The organism is Stenotrophomonas sp. ATCM1_4 (assembly GCF_004348115.1).
In the GTDB taxonomy this organism is placed as follows: Bacteria; Pseudomonadota; Gammaproteobacteria; order Xanthomonadales; family Xanthomonadaceae; genus Stenotrophomonas; species Stenotrophomonas capsici.
The window spans coordinates 2,349,245-2,366,284 of sequence record NZ_QPFB01000001.1 but is presented as its reverse complement, the minus strand read 5'-3'; the positions used below and the strand labels follow the sequence as shown (position 1 = coordinate 2,366,284).

The following is a 17,040-nucleotide window of genomic DNA, read 5'->3' as shown; positions in this document are numbered from 1 at the left end:
CGCGTCGAAATTGTCGCGCGTTTCGACGGCATTCCGACGGCCGGGGCGCTAGGATGATCGCCGAATTGATCCCGGGCCCGGCCGGGGCCGGAGAGGTCCAACGCAATGCGGCTGCTGGTCGTGGAAGACAATCGCAACCTGATCGCCAACCTGTTCGACTACTTCGAGGCCCGCGGGCACGTGCTCGACGTGGCGCCGGACGGGGTGACCGGCCTGCACCTGGCGGCGACCCAGGACTACGACGCGATCCTGCTGGACTGGATGCTGCCGCGCATGGAGGGGCCGGAAGTGCTGCGCCGCCTGCGCGAGGAACACCGCTCCGAAGTGCCGGTGATCATGCTCACCGCCCGCGACGAGCTGCCGGACAAGATCGCCGGCTTCCGTGCCGGGGCGGACGACTACCTGACCAAGCCGTTCGCCCTGCCCGAACTGGAAGTGCGGCTGGATGCGGTGCTGGCGCGGATCAAGGGACGCAACCCGCGCAAGGTGCTGGAGGTCCACGACCTGCAACTGGACCTGGGTTCGCTGGAGGCCCGGCGCGACGGGCAGGTGCTGCACCTGTACCCGGCCTGCCGCAAGCTGCTGGAGGTGCTGATGCGCGCCAGCCCGGCGGCGGTCACCCGCGATCAGCTGGAGTACGCCCTGTGGGGCGAGGAACCGCCGGATGGCGACATGCTGCGCTCCCATATCTATGAGCTGCGGCGTGCGGTGGATGGCCCGTTCGCCCAGAAGCTGCTGCATACCCTGCCGCGGGTCGGCTACCGGTTGTCGGCGCCGTCGCCCGGAAGCACTGCATGAGCCGGCGCGCCACGCTGCGGCGCAAGCTGCTGGGTTGGTTGGGGATCTACCTGGCGTTGATCACGCTGGTGGTGTTCAGCGCCGCCAACTACGTGCACGAGCACGCCGAGCATGCGGTCTGGCGCTCCCTGCTGAACACCGAACTGGACAGCGTGCTGGCGCACATGCGCATGGACCGGGATTACCACTGGCAGGATTCGGACACCCTGCACCTGTTCATCGAGCGTGGTGGCGAGCCCATCCCGGAAAGCATGGCCGCGCTGCATCCCGGCCTGCATGACGGTGCGCTGTTCCTGGGCAAGCAGACCGCGGTGATGGTGCGCGATACCTCCGATTACGGACGGGTGATCCTGGCGCTGGACATCACCGACTTCGGTGAGCTGGAGCACTTCATCACCCGCTGGTCGCTGCTGGCTGGCGTGGCGTTGGTCATCGTGACCCTGTTGATGGCATGGCTGGGCGTGGCACGGCTGGTGCGCCCCCTGTCCGCGCTCGCAAGCGACATCGCCGCGCTGCGGCCCGAACAGCGCGGGCAGCGGGTGGCGGTGGACCGGCGCGGTTCGGCCGAGATGGAGGTCATCGCCGGTGCGTTGAACGACTACCTGCAGCGCAACGAGCACTTCGTCGAGCGCGAGCGCGCCTTCATCAGCGCGGCCAGCCATGAGCTGCGCACGCCGGTGGCCGTGATCAGCGGCGCGGCCGAACTGGCGCTGGAACAGCCGGAGCTGCCGCCGCGCGCGCGCCAGCAGCTGGAGCGGGTGCGTGGTACCGCGCAGGGCGTGGAGCAGCTGATCCAGTTGCTGCTGGTGCTGGCGCGGGACCCGGCGCGGTTGTCGGCGATGAGCGAGTTGCTGGCGGTGGAGCAGCTGCTGCCGGAAATCATCGAGGACCACCGGCATCTGGCCTACGGCAAGGAGCTGGACATGCAGCTGCACGCGGAGCCCTGCCGGATCATCGCGCCGATGGGCGTGGTGCAGGCGGCGATCGGCAACCTGCTGCGCAATGCGATCGAGAACAGCGACCGCGGCATGATCCGGATAAGCGCTTCGGCGCAGGCGGTGGTGACCATCGAGGACCCCGGTCACGGCATGAGCCCGGAGGAGGTCGCCCAGCTCTACGCGCGGCTGGCCAAGGGCGAGCGCAACCCGGGCTCGGGCATCGGCATGGACCTGATCGCACGCCTGTGCGACCACCTGGGCTGGGAGCTGACCATCCAGTCGCAACCCGAGCGCGGCACCCGCGTCACCCTGAACATGGGCAGTTCGTTGCCGCCGGACTCGGCGTAGGCGCAGCTTCGGCCGCGAAACCGGGAAGGCGCGGCAGGGTGCGGGGCGTGCCCGCGTCAATGCGGCCGGTGGCGATTGCGGCGAAGGGGCGGGCAGACGGCCGGCGGCTTCGCGCCTGAGGGCGCTGCTACGGCGCGGCCGCCTCCAACGACGGCAGCAGCGCGCGTTCAACCAGCCAGCGCCGGGCGTCGTCGGCATCCTGCTCGAACCAGGCCTGCGTCGATCCCAGCCGGTAGGTGTAGCCCCAGGCGTCCATGTCGGCCATCAGCCGCGCGCTGCCCACGCCGGGCAACTGCCCGGCCAGCACGATCTGCAGGTAGCAGGTGGCGTCTTCCTCGGGCACCGAATCGGTGGCGTCGGTATGTACCTGCGCGCGGCGTTCGGGCGGCAGCACGATCAGGTGGCAGGACTCGTGCAGCATCGAATGGATCGGCGTGTCATCGCGCACGTACACATCGTTGGCGATGATGCCGGCCTCCGGCTCGCCCCAGTAGCTGCCGGGGATGGTCTCGCCGGCGGCGACGTGGTTCAGGCGCAGCCCGTGACGGGCGAGCAGGGCGACGGCGTCATCCCACTGGATGTCGCCGACGCACATCACCGTGGCGGTCGGTTCGGGGGAAAGGGTTTCGTTCACGGGTACGGGGTGCCCGGCGGCCGTGGCCGCCGGGTGGGCATTACTTGTCGTCGGGCAGGGCGACGGAGATGTCGAGCACGTCGTTGGCGCCGTCCTTGACCAGGTCCACCTTGACCGCGTCGGCATCGATGTTGACGTACTTCTTGATCACTTCCAGCAGCTCGCGCTGCAGCAGCGGCAGGTAGTCCGGGCCGCCGCGGGTGCTGCGCTCCTGCGCGATGATGATCTGCAGGCGGTTCTTCGCGGTTTCGGCGGTGTTCTTTTTCTGCCTCAGGAAATCGAGCAGTCCCATGCTTATCCTCCGAACAGCTTGCTGAAGAAGCCCTTCTTCTCGACCGTCGTGAAGCGCATCGGGCGCTCCTCGCCGAGGATGCGGCCCACCGCGTCTTCATAGGCCTGGCCGGCCGGCGATTCGGCGTCCAGGATGACCGGTTCGCCCTTGTTGGAGGCGTTGAGCACGTCACCGGATTCGGGGATCACGCCGATGGCCTTCAGCCCCAGCACTTCCTCCACGTCGGTGATGCTGAGCATCTCGCCGCTTTCCACGCGGACCGGGCTGTAGCGGGTCAGCAGCAGGAAGGCCGGCACGCCGCCGTTGCCGGTCTCGGCCTTGGCGGTCTTGGAGTCGAGCAGGCCGATGATGCGGTCCGAGTCACGCACCGAGGACACTTCCGGGTTCACCACCACCACGGCGCGGTCGGCGAAGTACATCGCCAGGAACGCGCCCTTCTCGATGCCGGCCGGGGAGTCGCAGATGATGTAGTCGAAGCCGTCGGCGGCCAGGTCCTTGAGGACCTTCTCCACGCCTTCCTTGTTCAGCGCGTCCTTGTCGCGGGTCTGCGAGGCAGCCAGCACGTACAGGTTCTCGAAACGCTTGTCCTTGATCAGGGCCTGCTTGAGCGTGGCCTCGCCATGGACGACGTTGACGAAGTCGTACACCACCCGGCGCTCGCAGCCCATGATCAGGTCCAGGTTGCGCAGGCCGACGTCAAAGTCGATGACGGCAACCTTCTTGCCGCGGCGTGCAAGGCCAGACGCGATGCTGGCGCTGGAAGTGGTCTTGCCCACGCCGCCTTTGCCGGAAGTGACAACGATGATTTCAGCCAAAGGATTTCTCCTGAATATTCGGGGTGGGCTGCGTCAATCCAGCGCAGCGATCATGATCTGGTCCTGTTCCAGCCAAACCTGCACGGACTTGCCACGCAGATTGTCCGGAATATCGTCCAGCACCTTGTAGCGTCCTGCAATGGCAACGAGTTCAGCATGGAAGTCGCGGCAGAAGATGCGAGCCGCTTCATTGCCTTGCGCGCCAGCCAGGGCACGGCCACGCAGGGTACCGTAGATATGGATGCTGCCATCGGCAATGACCTCGGCGCCTGCACCCACCGTTGAGAGTACGGTCAGGTCGCAGTTCTCCGCGTACAGCTGTTGGCCGGAGCGGACGTTGGTCAATTGCATGCGGCCCGGCTGCGGCGAAGCGGCCGGAGGCGCGGGGGGTGCCGGGGCGGGTGCCGGTTCCGGTGCGCGCGGGCGCGCTGCCGGTTCGGCATCGGCCCGTTCGTACTGGGCGCGGAACTTGGCCAGCAGCGGCAGGCCCAGCTGCTCGGCCAGACGCTCGGTTTCCTGGGTGCCGTAGGCGAGGGCGACCGGCAGTACGCCGGCCTCGCGCAGGCCGGCGAGCAGTGCCTGGGCCGTGGCCAGGTCGGGGAGCTGGATCAGCCCGCCGAAGTCCAGGATCACCGCGGCACGGCCGAACAGCTTCGGCGCACGCGCCACACGCTCGTGCATTTCCTGGGTCAGTCGCGCCACATCGAGGGTGCGGATACGCAGGTTGGCGATGCCGACCTGCCCGATTTTCAGTTCACCTGCCTGTTCGTAATCCAAATTCACTGCCATGTTCAGGTTCCCGTCGGACGCTGCTGCAGCGGCCGGCGTGTGTTGCCCACCCAAGGAACGTCGGGCAGGTTGTCGCCATAGGTTTCCTTCACCCATTCGTAGCTGCACAGGTCCTTGAGCAGCATGCTGGCCCGCACGTCCACGTCCGGCATGGTGTTCTGGCCGACCTCGCGGAAGCCGAAGCTGCCGTGGAACAGCAGCGCGGCATCGGCGCCATGGTCGAGGAACACCTCGCAGGCCATCTGCGGATAGCGCAGCTCGGCGTAGCTCTGGGCGTCGGCGTAGAACGCCCGGCCCACGCCACCACCGCGGCGGCGGCTGGCCACCACGATGCGGTCAATGTAGAAGAAGCTGGGGTAACGCTTCTGGAACCAGGCGAAGTTGCAGCTGTCATGCTCGGCGTGGCTGCCATAGCCGACCAGAAAGCCGGCCATGTTGCCGTCGCGCTCGGCGATGCGGAAATACTCGGCCGTCTCGTAGAAGCGACGGACCTTGGCCGCATCCAGCGGGAGGATCGCCAAGCCAGCGTTATTGTTCAGTGCCAGAACGGAATCAAGCTCGTGCTCGCGCACGTCGCGGATGACAATCGACATTGTGACTCCGTGGGGGTGAAACGGTCGTCGGCCCAGCGGGCTTTGCCGCGATTATCGCATGGCTGGCGCAGGGGCGGCGAGCAGTCCCATGCCGTTGGCGGGCATGACTTCCGTGGGAGAGCGCACGGGCCCTGCAATCCTTACCATGCACGCATGTTGGGATACCTCAGCCATACCCGCGTCCTCCGCCTGGCCGGCCTGTTCACCTGGGCCCTGGTCAGCCTGCCGCTGATCTATACGCAGTACGCGCCCGAAGAAGGGATGATGCAGCCGGGCGCCAACGAGGCCGCCTGGCTGTTCATCGCCTACCTGTCCTTCGGTGGCTGCTACTTCTGGCTGACCCGGGGGCTGAATGCCGCCGGGCATACCGGCTGGTACGACCGGCTGGCCCTGCTGCTGCTGACCATTTCGGCGCTGGTGGTCAGCTACATCTCCGGCACCGGGCTGGGCAGCATCCTGATGATGGTGGCGGCGGGGGTGATCCCGTGGCTGCTGAGCAAATGGGTGGGCGTGCTGTGGCTGGTGGTCAGCCAGCTGGCGGTGCTGCCGGTCTACAGCCTGATCATCGGCCTGCCGCTGTTCGAGGCGCTGCTGCAGTCGCTGCTGTACGGCGGTTTCTCGATGTTCGTGTTCGTCACCAGCCTGGTCGCCCGCCAGCAGACGCTGGCCCGCGAGGAGCAGCGCCGGCTCAACGCCGAACTGCGCGCCACGCGCCTGCTGCTGGCCGAAAGCGCCCGGGTCAACGAGCGCACCCGCATTTCCCGCGAGCTGCATGACCTGCTCGGGCACCACCTGACGGCGTTGAGCCTGAACCTGGAAGTGGCCGGCCACATCACCGAAGGCCAGGCCCAGGAGCATGTCCGGCAGGCGCACACGCTGGCCAAGCTGCTGCTCACCGACGTGCGCGAGGCAGTCAGCCAGCTGCGCGAGAGCGGTGCCATCGACCTGGCCGCTGCGCTGCGGCCGCTGACCGAGCGGGTGCCGTCGCTGGACATCCATCTGCAGATGGACGACCCGCTGAACGTCGAGGACCCCGAGCGCGCCCACGTGCTGCTGCGCTGCACCCAGGAAATCATCACCAATGCGGTGCGTCATGCCGGCGCCCGCAACCTCTGGATCCAGGTCGAGCGGGAAGGGGGTGAGATCGTCATTGATGCCCATGATGACGGCATTGGCGGTGAAGTTGACGAGATCCTGCCGGGAAATGGCCTGCGCGGCATGCGTGAGCGGCTGGCCCAGTACCAGGGCAGCCTTGATGTGTCGGCACGCAAGGGGGAGGGCTTCCGCCTTCGCGCCAGCCTGCCGGTGACTACCCATATGATGTTGGCCTCGGGGCCACAAGGAGTGAACTGATGATCCGTGTCTGCCTGGTGGACGACCAAACCCTGGTACGGCAGGGCATCCGTTCGTTGTTGGCGCTGGACGACGGCATCGAAGTGGTGGCCGAGGCCACCGACGGCCGGCAGGCGGTGGAGATGATCCCGACCGTGAAGCCGGACGTGGTGCTGATGGACATGCGCATGCCGGTGATGTCCGGGCTGGAGGCGTTGCAGACCCTGAGCCGGTTGGGCCAGCTGCCGCCGTCGATCATCCTGACCACCTTCGACGACGACCAGCTGGTGCTGGCCGGGCTCAAGGCCGGGGCCAAGGGCTACCTGCTCAAGGACGTCACCCTGGAACAGCTGGTCGGTGCGATCCGCACCGTGTCCGAGGGCGGCTCGCTGGTGCAGCCGGCGGTGACCCAGCGGCTGCTGTCCGGGCTGGAGCACATGCGCAACGAGTTCGTCAGCCTGGACCGCCCGGACCCGCTGACCGACCGCGAGACCGAGATCCTGCGGCTGATGGCCAGCGGCTTCTCCAACAAGGAGATCGCCAACTCGCTCGGTGTGGCCGAGGGCACCATCAAGAACCACGTTTCCAACATCCTGTCCAAGCTCGGCGTGCGCGACCGCACCCGTGCCGTGCTCAAGGCCTTCGAGCTGCAGCTGGTCTGAGCGGTGGGAGAGTTGGATGAATACGCGTGGGGTACTGGTGCCGGCGGTGCCACTGGAGTGAGAATGGGCGGCTCAGGGTCATCACATGGCCTTGACGAATGCATGAAGGCACATCTGCTTGGCGGTTGATGCGCTACCCTGCGGTCTGTCGATCTGACGCCGCCATCCGGGGATGGAAACCGGTACGCCATTTGTAATCAACATCGTGCGAAAAGCCTGATAGGATGGGGGCTTCGCTTCAATCAACCCGGCCGTGGGATCGGCCCCGGAGACTCCTGAATGACCCGTATTATCGAGTTCCTGATTGCCTTGGGGATCGTGGCTGGCTTGTTTGTCATCATCGGCGTGTGTCTGCCGGGTGAGCGCCACATTTCCGAAAGCATCGAAACCAACCGCAAGATGACGATCGTGTATGACACGGTCAACAGCCTGCGCCGCTTCAAGGACTGGAACCCGCTGGTGCTGCGCGACAAGGCGGTCGAGCTGAAGTACAGCGGCCCGGATGCTGGCGTCGGTGCCCGCATGGAGTACTCCTCCAAGAATGACGCCCTGGGCCAGGGCAGCTGGGAGATCAAGGAAAGCGAGAAGAACAAGCGCGTCGTGATCGCCATTGACGACGTGACCCGCGGCACGGACAAGGTGACCACCTTCACCCTGGAGCCGACCGGCAAGAACGACCGCAACGTCAAGATCACCCAGGACTATTCGGTCAAGTACGGCTTCGACCTGTTCGGCCGTTACGCCGGCCTGTACGTCAGCCGCCACGTCGGCGACGACCTGAAGCTGGGCCTGTCGCGCATGGCCAACATGCTGGCCTCGGTGCCGAACGTTGACTACGCCGCTGCCGAAGCGCCGCTGACCGACCTGAAGGTCGTCGAGCTGCCGGCCGAGAACCTGCTGGTCGTCAACGCCGGCAACATCGACCGCAACAACGACTCCATCAAGCAGTCGATCAACGACAACATGGAGTGGATCAAGCGTGCGATGGATGCCAACGGCCTGGTCGCCGCCGGTCCGGTGCGCATCGTGACCACCGACTTCGGTGCCGAGAAGTACGCCTTCGACGTGGTCCTGCCGGTCCGCAAGGGCAGTGCTGCTCCGGCTGCCGCCGGCGACAAGGACAAGAAGGACGGCGAAGCTGCCGCCCCGGCGGCTCCGGTTGCCGTTTCCGGTGATGCACTGACCGTCAAGATCCCGTCCGGCAACCCGGTTACCTACGTGCACACCACGCCGCACCGTGCTGCCACCGCTGCCTACACCGGCCACATGGCTGGCCTGGATGTCGCCCGCAACGCGCTGCGTGCCTGGGCAACCACCATGGGCAACGAAGTGGTGGATCGTCCGTACGAGTCGTGGAAGGGTGGCGTGGACAAGGCGTTCACCACCGACGGCACCTACGACATCTACTGGGCCGTCAAGTAAGCGGCCGGATGTTGCTGGTGAAGTGATACACGAAAACGCGCCGCTCCCTGCGGCGCGTTTTTTTTGGCCGGCCCGGCCGGCCCGCAGACGGGAGCAGGCACATGCTTGGACAGGAACGACGTTCGCGTAAACCTTCTTTCCTGGCGTTCTGTGGCGGCTTGCTGGCGGCCGTGGCGATCGGGCTGTCGGCCTATGCCTCGCACGGCGTGAGCGAGCCGTTGGCGCAGTCGCACCTGAACACCGCCGCGCTGTATGCGTTGGGCCATGGCGCGGTGCTGGCGGTGCTGGGCGGGTCGTCGTTGAACGGTCTCGCGCGGGTCGCGCTGTATGTGCTGCTGCTGGGGACGCTGCTGTTCTCCGGCAGCCTGGCCGGCAACGTGCTGGCGCTGTGGCCGACCACGCTTGCACCGGCCGGCGGCACGACCCTGATGGGGGGCTGGGTGCTGCTGGCGCTCAGTGCGCTGAAGCGCTGACCCCATGCCGCGTCATGCGCGTGGTTTCGATGTCGATCAGGCGCTGGCGCACCTGCAGCGCAGTGATCGGAAGCTGGCCGGCTGGATCCGCCGGCTGGGGCCGTTGCCGGCGCCGGATGGCTGGAAGCGATCGTTCGACCCGGTCGATGCGCTGGCGCGCGCGATCCTGTTCCAGCAGCTCAGCGGCAAGGCGGCCTCCACGATCGTGGGCCGGGTGGAGGCGGCCATCGGCAGCCGGCGCCTGCACGCCGATACCTTGTCGTTGATCGATGATGCCGGGCTGCGCGCGTGCGGCGTGTCCGGCAACAAGTCGCTGGCGCTGCGTGACCTGGCCCGGCGCGAGGCCGCCGGCGAACTGCCGACGTTGCGGCAGATGTCGACGATGGACCATGAGGACATCATCCGGGCCTTGGTGCCGGTGCGCGGCATCGGGCGCTGGACGGTGGAGATGATGCTGATGTTCCGGTTGGGCCGGCCGGACATCCTGCCGATCGATGACCTGGGCATCCGCAAGGGTGCACAGCGCGTGGACAAGGCCGGGGCGATGCCGACGCCCAAGGCGCTGGCCGAACGGGGCGAGCGCTGGGGGCCGTACCGCACCTACGCCAGCCTGTACCTGTGGCGGATCGCGGACTTCAGCGTTGATCCGAAGCCGGCCACCAACCGCTCTCAGGATTGAGCACCGCCGGTAGGGGCGGCTTCGGCCGCGAAGTGGGCAGGCTCCCGGTCCCGGTCAGGATTCACGGCGTGACTCGCGCCGCTTCGCTGCCGCCGGGCAGTTGCCTCGCCCGGTGCAGTTCCGTCGTTCGTGGAGGCCGCCCCCACGGGGATCAGCCGTGCGGCAGATAGCGGTCCCACAGCAGGTTGCGGAAGCGGTTGTCCGGATCCACCTGGCGCTTGATCGCGGCGAAGCGGGGCGCCTGCGGGTAAGCGCTGCGGAACTGCGCCAGCGTGGCATGCAGGCGATAGGGCAGGTAGTAACAACCGCCATGCGCCAGCGCGGCGGCGATCAGCTGCCGGGTCCAGCGACGGGTGTTCTGCTCGGCCGCATTCCAGTTGCGCTGCTTGTGGTACAGCACGAAGCAGAACACGTCCTCGCGCGCCCAGCGCATCAGCGAGGTGGTGTCCGCCGGTGCGTGCCGGACCGAGATGTTCAGCGCATTGGCCTCGCCCTCGCGCAGGATGCGCGTCATCGCCCGTGCGAACGATGCGAAGGCCGACATCGGGACGAAGTACTCCTGCAGCAGATAGGACGACATGCGTCGCGTGCGGGGTTCCAGCGCGGTCGCGTCCAGGCTGGCCTCCAGGTTGCGCCGGATCACGCGTGGCTGGGTCAGCAATTGCCGGGTCTGGTAGACGTCGCGCAGCTGGTCGCCTCCCGGCAGCTCGGAAGCGGCCCAGATCATGTTCTGCTGCTTGGGGTAGCTGGATTGGCCGGGTATCAGCCGCAGCGGGTCGGTGAGCGGCGCATGGCTGCGGCGCCAGCTGATCGCCAGGGGCCTGTCGAAGTCCGGGGGGATCAGGTCGGCGTTGTGCAGCACCACGTCGTCCCGGCCGAGCACCTGCGCCTGGAACCAGTCCGGATAGTCGGCCAGTGCAACCTGCTCGACCTTGCGCGCGATCACTTCATTGTCGGTCAGGTCGAGTTCGACCTCGGTGATCACGCCGAGCCCGCCGTACCCGCCGATCACCGCGGCGAACAGCTCCGGCTGCTGCATGCGCGAGAGCTCCAGCGTTTCACCGGCCGCGGTGACCAGTTGCAGGGCGCGCACCGTGCCAGCCAACGCACCATTGCCGATGTAGCGGCCATGGCAGTTGACCGAGACCGATCCGCCGATGGAGAAGTTGCTGTAGCTCTGCATGACCTTGACCGACAGGTCGTGCGGGTCGATCAACGCCTGCAGTTCTCGCCAGCGCATGCCGGCCTGCACGCGCACCCGCCGGTGGGCGGTGTCCAGCCAGACCAGGCGGTTCATCGTGGTCATGTCCAGCTGCAGCGCGTCCGGTTCGCGGGTCTGCCCGCCCATGCTGTAGCGGCCGCCTGCGATGCAGACCACCCCGGGCCAACGGCGCAGTGCCGCGGCAATGCCGGCGCTGCCGGTGGGGTGCAGCGTGCCGGCGATCCGGGTCTGGTCCAGTTGCGCCACATCGCTCGCCTGCGGCTGCCCGGCGTCGCGACGGCACGCCGTCAAGCCGCCAAGCAGGCCTGCCGACAGCGTGCCCTGCAGCACCGCGCGGCGGCGCGGATCAGTTCGGTGCGTCGTCACGGCTGGCAAGGCACCAATGCCACGGCTCGTAGACGATGCCGTGCGGATTGTCGCGGGGATAGCTCATGTGGAAGCCGAACGTGGCGGCGTGCAGCTGCAACCATGCGAACGCGGCCGTGTGCTCGAAGGATTCCTCGGCGGCCGGCTCGCCGGGGCTGCTGATGTCCAGCGCGTTGCCGCCGTGGTGTTCGCTGTAGCCTGGTGCGGCATTGACGGTGAGGATCTGTTCCACCGACAGCCCGCGCGCCTGCTTCCGCTCGAAGATGCCCAGCTGGTAGGCATGGCTGCGGTACCCGGAAATCGCCTCCAGGGCGATGCCGTCGACCGCGGCGGCCTGCTGCAGGCGCTGCCACGCGCGCGCCGCGGCACGGGTGAGCCACAGGGGGCGGCGGTAGCGGTCGAAGCCGGCCAATGCCAGGTGTGCGGGTTCGGCCACCAGTGCCAGACCGGTGCGTTCGGCATAGCGGAGCTCATCCAGGCCGAGCTGGTCCAGGCGCTGCTGCAGGCGGTCCAGCGGAAGCGTGCCCGGCGGCGGCGGGATGCGTGCCGGTTGGGTGAGGCGGGTGTCCAGCGCGGCCAGGGCTTCGTTGATGCCGGCGGCATCGGCCAGGCGGGGGAGCAGGGGCATCAGCCCGCCGGCAAGCTGCGCGGCGAGGTAGCGCCCGTCCTGCTTGCGGCGCAGGACATGGCTGGCCCGCGCCAGCACACGTGCATCGTGGTTGCTGCGTGCGTGCAGCAACCCGCCGGGCCAGATTTCGATATCCGGGGTGTTGATCAGGAGATGGGGGGCGTTGCGCATCCCCGCAGCTTAGGGCCGCGCGGGGCGCTCGACCAGATGGCGCAGCGCATCGAGCAGTGCCCGGGGCTGCTCGGGGCTGAGCATCAGCGTGGAGCCATCGCGCAACGGCAGGATCAGCACACGCCGGTTGTCGGTGATCAGGCAGAAGCCCTTGCCGCCATCGCCCATATGGAAATGGCCGGAGCGAAAACCCGGGAACTGGACGCCGTTGCTTTTATTGCCCGGCTTTAACTCGGGGTGCTCGTCGAAGTTCACCACCCGGGCGCGCTCCAGGCGCAATGATGTCAACGGGACGCGTTTGCGGTACAGCGTGCTGACGATATCCAGCTGGCCGTTGCCGAGGGTGATCGCGCGGCGCTGGCACAGCAGGGACAAGGCGAGGGTGATCAATGGCATCACCACCAGCGGACCCCACGAAGCGAAGGCCGCGGTGACCGCAGCCTTGCCAGCAAACAGGCGGATCAGTGGTTCGATGCTGATCGCCAGCAGGATCGGTCCCCACAGCCACCACAGCGCGCCGCGGCTGGGGGAGGCGACCTTGATCGACTGCAGTTCTTCGCCGGCTGCGAGGGGCACTTTGCTCATTGCGCCTTGATCCACTGCGCGATGTCGTTGATCAGCACAGCATCGACGTGACCGGGCTGCTGGTAGTCCTGCAGCGCCGGCTTGCCGCTGGCACGGATGGCCAGGTGATTGAGCGCGGGGTAGTGATGGAACCGGTAGCGTTCGCCCTGCAGGCCCTTGCGCCACAGCTGCCACTCGGCATCGACCACCTGGAAGTCCTGCCCGCCCTGCAACAGCAGCACCGGCAGGCCGCTGGCGCGGACATCGGCGACCGGGTCGACCTGTTCCAGTTGTTGCCAGAAGCGTCCGGGCAGGTTCATCAGCGTGGCGTCGGGATCGCGCCGGACCTGGGCGATGGCGGCGTCCAGTGCGACCAGTTGCGCCTGCTCTTCGGCGCTGACGCTGCCGTCGAGGTTGGCCATGTAGCGGTTCTGCTCGGCCAGGATGTCCAGGATCGGCCGCACCGGTGCGGCCAGCAGGATCAGCCCGGCCAGCTTGCCGTCGGTGGCCCTGGCGATCCGGCCGGCGAGCAGGCCGCCTTGGCTGTGGCCAAGCAGGTAGACCTGTTGCGGATCGATGCCGGGCGTGGCCGTCAGGGCCTGCACCGCGGCAGCGGCATCGTTGGTGGTTTCGTCATCGACGGTGAAGGCGCCCTGGAACTCCTGTGGGCGTGCACGGGTGCGCTTCTCGTAACGCAGCACCGCGATGCCCTGTGCGGCCAGGCCGCGCGCGATGTCCAGGAACGGGCGATTGGAACCGATGGTTTCGTCGCGGTCCTGCGGGCCGGAGCCATGCACCAGCACCAGCGCCGGGAACGGGCCCTTGCCCTTGGGCAGGGCCAGCGTGCCGGGCAGGGCGGCCTTGCCCGCTGCACTGGCAGGCACCTGGAAGTCCTGCTCGATGAAGGCCGCATCGGCGGCCGGCGCGGCGGCCGCTGGCGGGCCGGCCGGCTGGACCAGGAAGCCGGTGATCCGGTCATCGCTGTCCAGGGCAACCCGTGCCTGCAGTGCGCCGTTGGCGTACTGCAACGGGATGACCACGATGCGCACGCCGTCGGCTTCGCTGGTGCGTGCATCGCCCCGGCCGGTGGCGGCTCCCATCTGCGCCGGCAGCGACTCCCAGACCGCACGGAGCTTGTCGGCCGGCACCGCGGCCTTCATCTGCGCCGAGAACATGGCCTCGGCCTGGGCGTACTGGCCGGCATCGAGCTGGTCGAGCAGGCGCGTGGCCAATGCCTCCGGCTCCGCCGCGAACGCACTGCCGGACAGGGTGAGCATCGCCGCGGCAATCCAGGCCGTCACGGTGTTCATCATTGCTCCTTCTTGAACACAAGCGTGGGCGAGGAGATCGTCGGCGTGGCGTGCACGACGTTGACCAGTTCCCAGCCGAGCCGGCCCTGCTTGTCCAGTTCTTCCTGCAGTGCTTCATGCCTGAAGCCGCCCATCAGGCCGGTCTTCACTTCAACGACGAGGTACTTCCATTGCTTGCTCATGGGTCTTCCTGTTTCGTGTCAGCGTCGGGTCTGGGAAGACGCCCGGCCTTGCGCAGGGCGTCGCGGATCACGTACTCGATCTGCGCGTTGAGGCTGCGCAGCTCGTCGTCGGCCCAGCGCTGGGCCGCCGCCAGTACGTCGGCGTTGATGCGCAGCGGGTAGGCCTTCTTCTCACTCACTTGCGGGGGACTCCGTTGCGCTCGCGGCGCAGGTGCACCACCAGCGAGATGCCCAGCGCGTTGACCGCGATCACCAGCGCGATCACCACGCCGTAGGCGATGTTGCGGTTGTCGCCGGCCAGGTATACGCCAACCGCGCCGACGAACAGGCACAGCGCGATCAATGCCCAGCGCAGCCCCAGCCCGCGCGCATGCACGGTGCCGGGGCGGCCGCTCCAGGCGGCGAAGCACAGGGCGGGGATGCCGGTGGCGGCGATGATCAGGGGGGCAAGGGCATTCAACGGGAGGTCCTCAGTATAGCGAGCCGGCATTGACGATCGGCTGGGTGCCGCGGTCCGAGCACAACACGGTGAGCAGGTTGCTGACCATGTGCGCCTTGCGCTCCTCGTCCAGCTCGACCACGGCGTTCTTCTGCAGTTCGACCAGGGCCATCTCGACCATGCCGACGGCACCGGCCACGATCTGCGTGCGTGCGGCGATCACCGCGCTGGCCTGCTGGCGCTGCAGCATGGCCTGGGCGATTTCCGGCGCGTAGGCCAGGTGGCTGATGCGGGCATCGAGCACCTGCACGCCGGCATCGGCCAGGCGTTCGGCCAACTCGTCCTTCAGGTGCTGGGAGATCTCGCTGGCATGGCTGCGCAGGGCCAGCTGCCCGTCGGTGTGCTGGTCGTAGGGGTAGCTGGTGGCCATTGCGCGCAGCGCCGACTCGGACTGGATGTGCACGAAGCTCTCGTAGTCATCGACGTTGTAGACCGCTTCGGAGGCATCGACCACCTGCCAGACGATGACCGCGGCGATCTCGATGGGCGAGCCGTCCAGCTCGTTGACCTTGAGCTTGCCGCTCTCGAAGTTGCGCACGCGCTGGCTGACCTTGCGCTTGGTCAGGAAGGGGTTGTTCCAGCGCAGGCCGTTGTCCTTGACCGTGCCGACGTACTTGCCGAACAGGCTGAGCACCGCGGCCTGGTTGGGCTGGACCATGTACAGGCCGCAGCTGAGGAAGATGCCGACGGTCACCAGCACGATGCCGGCAAGCACCATCAACCCGCCGCCGCCCAGGCCGGATTTGGTCAGGACCACGGCGAAGATGATGGCGACCGTGCCCGCCAGCATCAGGGCGAGGGTGCCAAGCAGGGTGGGGATACCGGACAGCGAACTGAGAGGCTTCTCTTTCATGGCACGTCTTCCGTGGTGGTTGAGCGCGAAGATATCAAATTGATATCAATCCGCAAGTGCCCCGCGGACGGCCGGGATTGGCACCCGGAAGCGGGGTGGTGGACGGAACCCCGTGCCGCCTGGCGGTGCGGCGCGCGCGGCCCCGCCCAGGGGCCGGCTTGCCTAGAATGTGCATCCCTTTTGGTCCTGCCCCCGGAATCGCCTGATGACCACGCTCGGTACCCCGCTGTCGCCCTCCGCCACCCGTGTCCTGCTGCTCGGCTCCGGTGAACTGGGCAAGGAAGTCGCCATCGAGCTGCAGCGCTTCGGGGTGGAAGTGATTGCCGCCGACCGGTATGCCGATGCGCCGGCCATGCAGGTGGCGCACCGCAGCCACGTGCTGGACATGCTCGACCCGGCGGCGCTGAAGGCCGTGATTGCCCAGGAGCAGCCGCATCTGGTCGTGCCGGAGATCGAGGCCATCCACACCGAAACCCTGGTGCAGCTGGAAGCCGAACAGGGCCTGCGGGTGATCCCGACCGCCCGCGCCGCGCGCCTGACCATGGACCGCGAGGGCATCCGCCGGCTGGCGGCCGAGACGCTGGGCCTGCCGACCTCGCCGTACCGTTTCGTCGATACCGAGGCCGAATACCGCGATGCGGTGGCCGCGATCGGCCTGCCGTGCGTGGTCAAGCCGGTGATGTCGTCCTCGGGCAAGGGCCAGAGCACGTTGCGCAGCGAGGCCGACATCGGCCCGGCGTGGGACTACGCGCAGACCGGGGGCCGCGCCGGTGCCGGTCGCTGCATCGTCGAGGGCTTCATCGACTTCGAGTACGAGATCACCCTGCTGACTGTGCGCCATGCCGGCGGCACGTCGTTCTGCGATCCGGTTGGGCACCTGCAGCGCGACGGTGACTACCGCGAAAGCTGGCAGCCGCAGGCGATGTCGCCCAAGGCGCTGGAGCGCGCGCAGCAGATTGCCCGCGCCATCACCGACGACCTCGGTGGCTGGGGCCTGTTCGGCGTGGAGCTGTTCGTGAAGGGCGACGATGTCTGGTTCAGCGAGGTCTCGCCGCGTCCGCACGACACCGGCCTGGTCACGCTGGTATCGCAGGAGCTGAGTGAGTTCGCGCTGCATGCCCGCGCGATCCTGGGCCTGCCGATCCCGGTGATCCGTCACCACGGCGCATCGGCCTCGTGCGCGATGCTGGCGCAGGGCAATGGCGTGCCGTTCTTCAGCAACGTGGCCGAAGCGCTGTTGCACCCGGATTCGGCGCTGCGCCTGTTCGGCAAGCCGATGGTGCAGGGCCAGCGCCGCGTCGGCGTCACCCTGGCGCGCGCGGCCGACGTGGACCAGGCGCGTGCGATCGCGCGCGATGCGGCGGCTGCGATCGGGATTGAGTTGCGCTGAGCTGAGCGCGTTTTTGGAGCCCCCTCCCGAACCCTCCCCTTGGTTGTGCCAAAGGGTGGGGCAAAAGCAGGGTTCGTTGC

21 protein-coding genes are annotated in these 17,040 nt (G+C 67.6%); 8 read left to right on the top strand and 13 right to left on the bottom strand.

Annotated features, from left to right (window positions below):
• Nucleotides 1-105: 105 nt before the first annotated feature.
• A complete protein-coding gene (locus ATCM_RS10880) occupies nt 106-798 on the top strand; it encodes a response regulator transcription factor (protein ID WP_132864547.1) in 693 nt (230 codons plus the stop codon).
• Nucleotides 795-2,084, top strand: a complete 1,290-nt coding sequence (locus ATCM_RS10875; RefSeq protein WP_132864546.1) for a HAMP domain-containing sensor histidine kinase — start codon at nt 795-797, stop codon at nt 2,082-2,084. Before ATCM_RS10880 ends, ATCM_RS10875 begins: the two co-directional genes overlap by 4 nt.
• A gap of 127 nt (nt 2,085-2,211) precedes the next feature.
• On the opposite strand, the gene ATCM_RS10870 is transcribed toward ATCM_RS10875, so the two are convergent.
• From ATCM_RS10870 to ATCM_RS10850, 5 genes are all read right to left on the bottom strand, one after another.
• On the bottom strand, nt 2,212-2,679 hold the full coding sequence (locus ATCM_RS10870) for a hypothetical protein (protein WP_132866139.1): 468 nt from the start codon (nt 2,677-2,679) through the stop codon (nt 2,212-2,214).
• A gap of 79 nt (nt 2,680-2,758) precedes the next feature.
• The gene (minE, locus tag ATCM_RS10865; protein WP_132864545.1) at nt 2,759-3,010 is read right to left on the bottom strand and encodes a cell division topological specificity factor MinE; all 252 of its coding nucleotides are present in this window, start codon (nt 3,008-3,010) and stop codon (nt 2,759-2,761) included.
• 2 nt (nt 3,011-3,012) lie between these two features.
• Nucleotides 3,013-3,825, bottom strand: coding sequence for a septum site-determining protein MinD (gene minD, locus ATCM_RS10860; RefSeq protein ID WP_132864544.1), 813 nt, complete (start codon nt 3,823-3,825; stop codon nt 3,013-3,015).
• A 33-nt stretch (nt 3,826-3,858) separates the two neighbouring features.
• On the bottom strand, nt 3,859-4,614 hold the full coding sequence (gene minC / locus ATCM_RS10855; protein ID WP_132864543.1) for a septum site-determining protein MinC: 756 nt from the start codon (nt 4,612-4,614) through the stop codon (nt 3,859-3,861).
• A 2-nt stretch (nt 4,615-4,616) separates the two neighbouring features.
• Nucleotides 4,617-5,207 (bottom strand): GNAT family N-acetyltransferase, encoded by a 591-nt coding sequence (locus tag ATCM_RS10850; protein WP_132864542.1) that lies wholly within the window; start codon nt 5,205-5,207, stop codon nt 4,617-4,619.
• 153 nt (nt 5,208-5,360) lie between these two features.
• Here ATCM_RS10850 and ATCM_RS10845 point away from each other — a divergent pair, with 153 nt between their 5' ends.
• From ATCM_RS10845 to ATCM_RS10825, 5 genes are all read left to right on the top strand, one after another.
• On the top strand, nt 5,361-6,560 hold the full coding sequence (locus ATCM_RS10845) for a sensor histidine kinase (protein WP_132864541.1): 1,200 nt from the start codon (nt 5,361-5,363) through the stop codon (nt 6,558-6,560).
• Complete coding sequence (locus ATCM_RS10840) at nt 6,560-7,201, top strand: response regulator transcription factor (RefSeq protein WP_132864540.1); 642 nt, start codon at nt 6,560-6,562, stop codon at nt 7,199-7,201. The genes ATCM_RS10845 and ATCM_RS10840 overlap by 1 nt, the downstream gene beginning before the upstream one ends.
• A gap of 279 nt (nt 7,202-7,480) precedes the next feature.
• Nucleotides 7,481-8,623: an SRPBCC family protein gene (locus ATCM_RS10835; RefSeq protein ID WP_132864539.1), complete on the top strand. Its 1,143-nt coding sequence runs from the start codon at nt 7,481-7,483 to the stop codon at nt 8,621-8,623.
• A gap of 101 nt (nt 8,624-8,724) precedes the next feature.
• The gene (locus tag ATCM_RS10830) at nt 8,725-9,096 is read left to right on the top strand and encodes a DUF423 domain-containing protein (protein WP_132864538.1); all 372 of its coding nucleotides are present in this window, start codon (nt 8,725-8,727) and stop codon (nt 9,094-9,096) included.
• A gap of 4 nt (nt 9,097-9,100) precedes the next feature.
• Nucleotides 9,101-9,775 carry a DNA-3-methyladenine glycosylase gene (locus tag ATCM_RS10825; protein WP_132864537.1) on the top strand — a complete coding sequence of 225 codons (675 nt, stop codon included), beginning with the start codon at nt 9,101-9,103 and terminating at the stop codon, nt 9,773-9,775.
• A gap of 151 nt (nt 9,776-9,926) precedes the next feature.
• On the opposite strand, the gene ATCM_RS10820 is transcribed toward ATCM_RS10825, so the two are convergent.
• From ATCM_RS10820 to ATCM_RS10785, 8 genes are read right to left on the bottom strand one after another with little or no spacing between them, the layout of a single operon-like run.
• Nucleotides 9,927-11,363: an FAD-binding oxidoreductase gene (locus ATCM_RS10820; protein WP_243693996.1), complete on the bottom strand. Its 1,437-nt coding sequence runs from the start codon at nt 11,361-11,363 to the stop codon at nt 9,927-9,929.
• On the bottom strand, nt 11,344-12,162 hold the full coding sequence (locus ATCM_RS10815; RefSeq protein WP_132864536.1) for a M15 family metallopeptidase: 819 nt from the start codon (nt 12,160-12,162) through the stop codon (nt 11,344-11,346). The genes ATCM_RS10820 and ATCM_RS10815 overlap by 20 nt, the downstream gene beginning before the upstream one ends.
• Nucleotides 12,163-12,171: 9 nt before the next feature.
• Nucleotides 12,172-12,747 (bottom strand): PH domain-containing protein, encoded by a 576-nt coding sequence (locus tag ATCM_RS10810; protein WP_132864535.1) that lies wholly within the window; start codon nt 12,745-12,747, stop codon nt 12,172-12,174.
• A complete protein-coding gene (locus tag ATCM_RS10805) occupies nt 12,744-14,036 on the bottom strand; it encodes an alpha/beta fold hydrolase (RefSeq protein WP_243693995.1) in 1,293 nt (430 codons plus the stop codon). The genes ATCM_RS10810 and ATCM_RS10805 overlap by 4 nt, the downstream gene beginning before the upstream one ends.
• Nucleotides 14,036-14,218 carry a DUF4177 domain-containing protein gene (locus ATCM_RS10800; protein WP_132864534.1) on the bottom strand — a complete coding sequence of 61 codons (183 nt, stop codon included), beginning with the start codon at nt 14,216-14,218 and terminating at the stop codon, nt 14,036-14,038. Before ATCM_RS10800 ends, ATCM_RS10805 begins: the two co-directional genes overlap by 1 nt.
• Nucleotides 14,215-14,397, bottom strand: a complete 183-nt coding sequence (locus tag ATCM_RS10795; RefSeq protein ID WP_132864533.1) for an Arc family DNA binding domain-containing protein — start codon at nt 14,395-14,397, stop codon at nt 14,215-14,217. The genes ATCM_RS10800 and ATCM_RS10795 overlap by 4 nt, the downstream gene beginning before the upstream one ends.
• Nucleotides 14,394-14,678 carry a hypothetical protein gene (locus ATCM_RS10790; RefSeq protein ID WP_132864532.1) on the bottom strand — a complete coding sequence of 95 codons (285 nt, stop codon included), beginning with the start codon at nt 14,676-14,678 and terminating at the stop codon, nt 14,394-14,396. The genes ATCM_RS10795 and ATCM_RS10790 overlap by 4 nt, the downstream gene beginning before the upstream one ends.
• A 10-nt stretch (nt 14,679-14,688) precedes the next feature.
• Entirely contained in the window at nt 14,689-15,570 is an 882-nt protein-coding gene (locus ATCM_RS10785; protein WP_132864531.1) for an SPFH domain-containing protein, read from the bottom strand.
• Nucleotides 15,571-15,775: 205 nt separating this feature from the next.
• Between ATCM_RS10785 and purT the strand changes: the two genes are divergently transcribed.
• A complete protein-coding gene (gene purT / locus ATCM_RS10780) occupies nt 15,776-16,960 on the top strand; it encodes a formate-dependent phosphoribosylglycinamide formyltransferase (RefSeq protein ID WP_132864530.1) in 1,185 nt (394 codons plus the stop codon).
• Nucleotides 16,961-17,040: the final 80 nt, after the last annotated feature.

What these genes read in the sequence shown, in the direction of transcription:
- ATCM_RS10880 (WP_132864547.1), top strand. Translation starts at nt 106, where the DNA reads ATGCGGCTGCTGGTCGTGGAAGACAATCGCAACCTGATCGCCAACCTG.
- ATCM_RS10875 (WP_132864546.1), top strand. Translation starts at nt 795, where the DNA reads ATGAGCCGGCGCGCCACGCTGCGGCGCAAGCTGCTGGGTTGGTTGGGG.
- ATCM_RS10870 (WP_132866139.1), bottom strand. Translation starts at nt 2,679, where the DNA reads ATGTGCGTCGGCGACATCCAGTGGGATGACGCCGTCGCCCTGCTCGCC.
- minE (WP_132864545.1), bottom strand. Translation starts at nt 3,010, where the DNA reads ATGGGACTGCTCGATTTCCTGAGGCAGAAAAAGAACACCGCCGAAACC.
- minC (WP_132864543.1), bottom strand. Translation starts at nt 4,614, where the DNA reads ATGGCAGTGAATTTGGATTACGAACAGGCAGGTGAACTGAAAATCGGG.
- ATCM_RS10850 (WP_132864542.1), bottom strand. Translation starts at nt 5,207, where the DNA reads ATGTCGATTGTCATCCGCGACGTGCGCGAGCACGAGCTTGATTCCGTT.
- ATCM_RS10845 (WP_132864541.1), top strand. Translation starts at nt 5,361, where the DNA reads ATGTTGGGATACCTCAGCCATACCCGCGTCCTCCGCCTGGCCGGCCTG.
- ATCM_RS10840 (WP_132864540.1), top strand. Translation starts at nt 6,560, where the DNA reads ATGATCCGTGTCTGCCTGGTGGACGACCAAACCCTGGTACGGCAGGGC.
- ATCM_RS10835 (WP_132864539.1), top strand. Translation starts at nt 7,481, where the DNA reads ATGACCCGTATTATCGAGTTCCTGATTGCCTTGGGGATCGTGGCTGGC.
- ATCM_RS10830 (WP_132864538.1), top strand. Translation starts at nt 8,725, where the DNA reads ATGCTTGGACAGGAACGACGTTCGCGTAAACCTTCTTTCCTGGCGTTC.
- ATCM_RS10825 (WP_132864537.1), top strand. Translation starts at nt 9,101, where the DNA reads ATGCCGCGTCATGCGCGTGGTTTCGATGTCGATCAGGCGCTGGCGCAC.
- ATCM_RS10815 (WP_132864536.1), bottom strand. Translation starts at nt 12,162, where the DNA reads ATGCGCAACGCCCCCCATCTCCTGATCAACACCCCGGATATCGAAATC.
- ATCM_RS10810 (WP_132864535.1), bottom strand. Translation starts at nt 12,747, where the DNA reads ATGAGCAAAGTGCCCCTCGCAGCCGGCGAAGAACTGCAGTCGATCAAG.
- ATCM_RS10805 (WP_243693995.1), bottom strand. Translation starts at nt 14,036, where the DNA reads ATGAACACCGTGACGGCCTGGATTGCCGCGGCGATGCTCACCCTGTCC.
- ATCM_RS10800 (WP_132864534.1), bottom strand. Translation starts at nt 14,218, where the DNA reads ATGAGCAAGCAATGGAAGTACCTCGTCGTTGAAGTGAAGACCGGCCTG.
- ATCM_RS10785 (WP_132864531.1), bottom strand. Translation starts at nt 15,570, where the DNA reads ATGAAAGAGAAGCCTCTCAGTTCGCTGTCCGGTATCCCCACCCTGCTT.
- purT (WP_132864530.1), top strand. Translation starts at nt 15,776, where the DNA reads ATGACCACGCTCGGTACCCCGCTGTCGCCCTCCGCCACCCGTGTCCTG.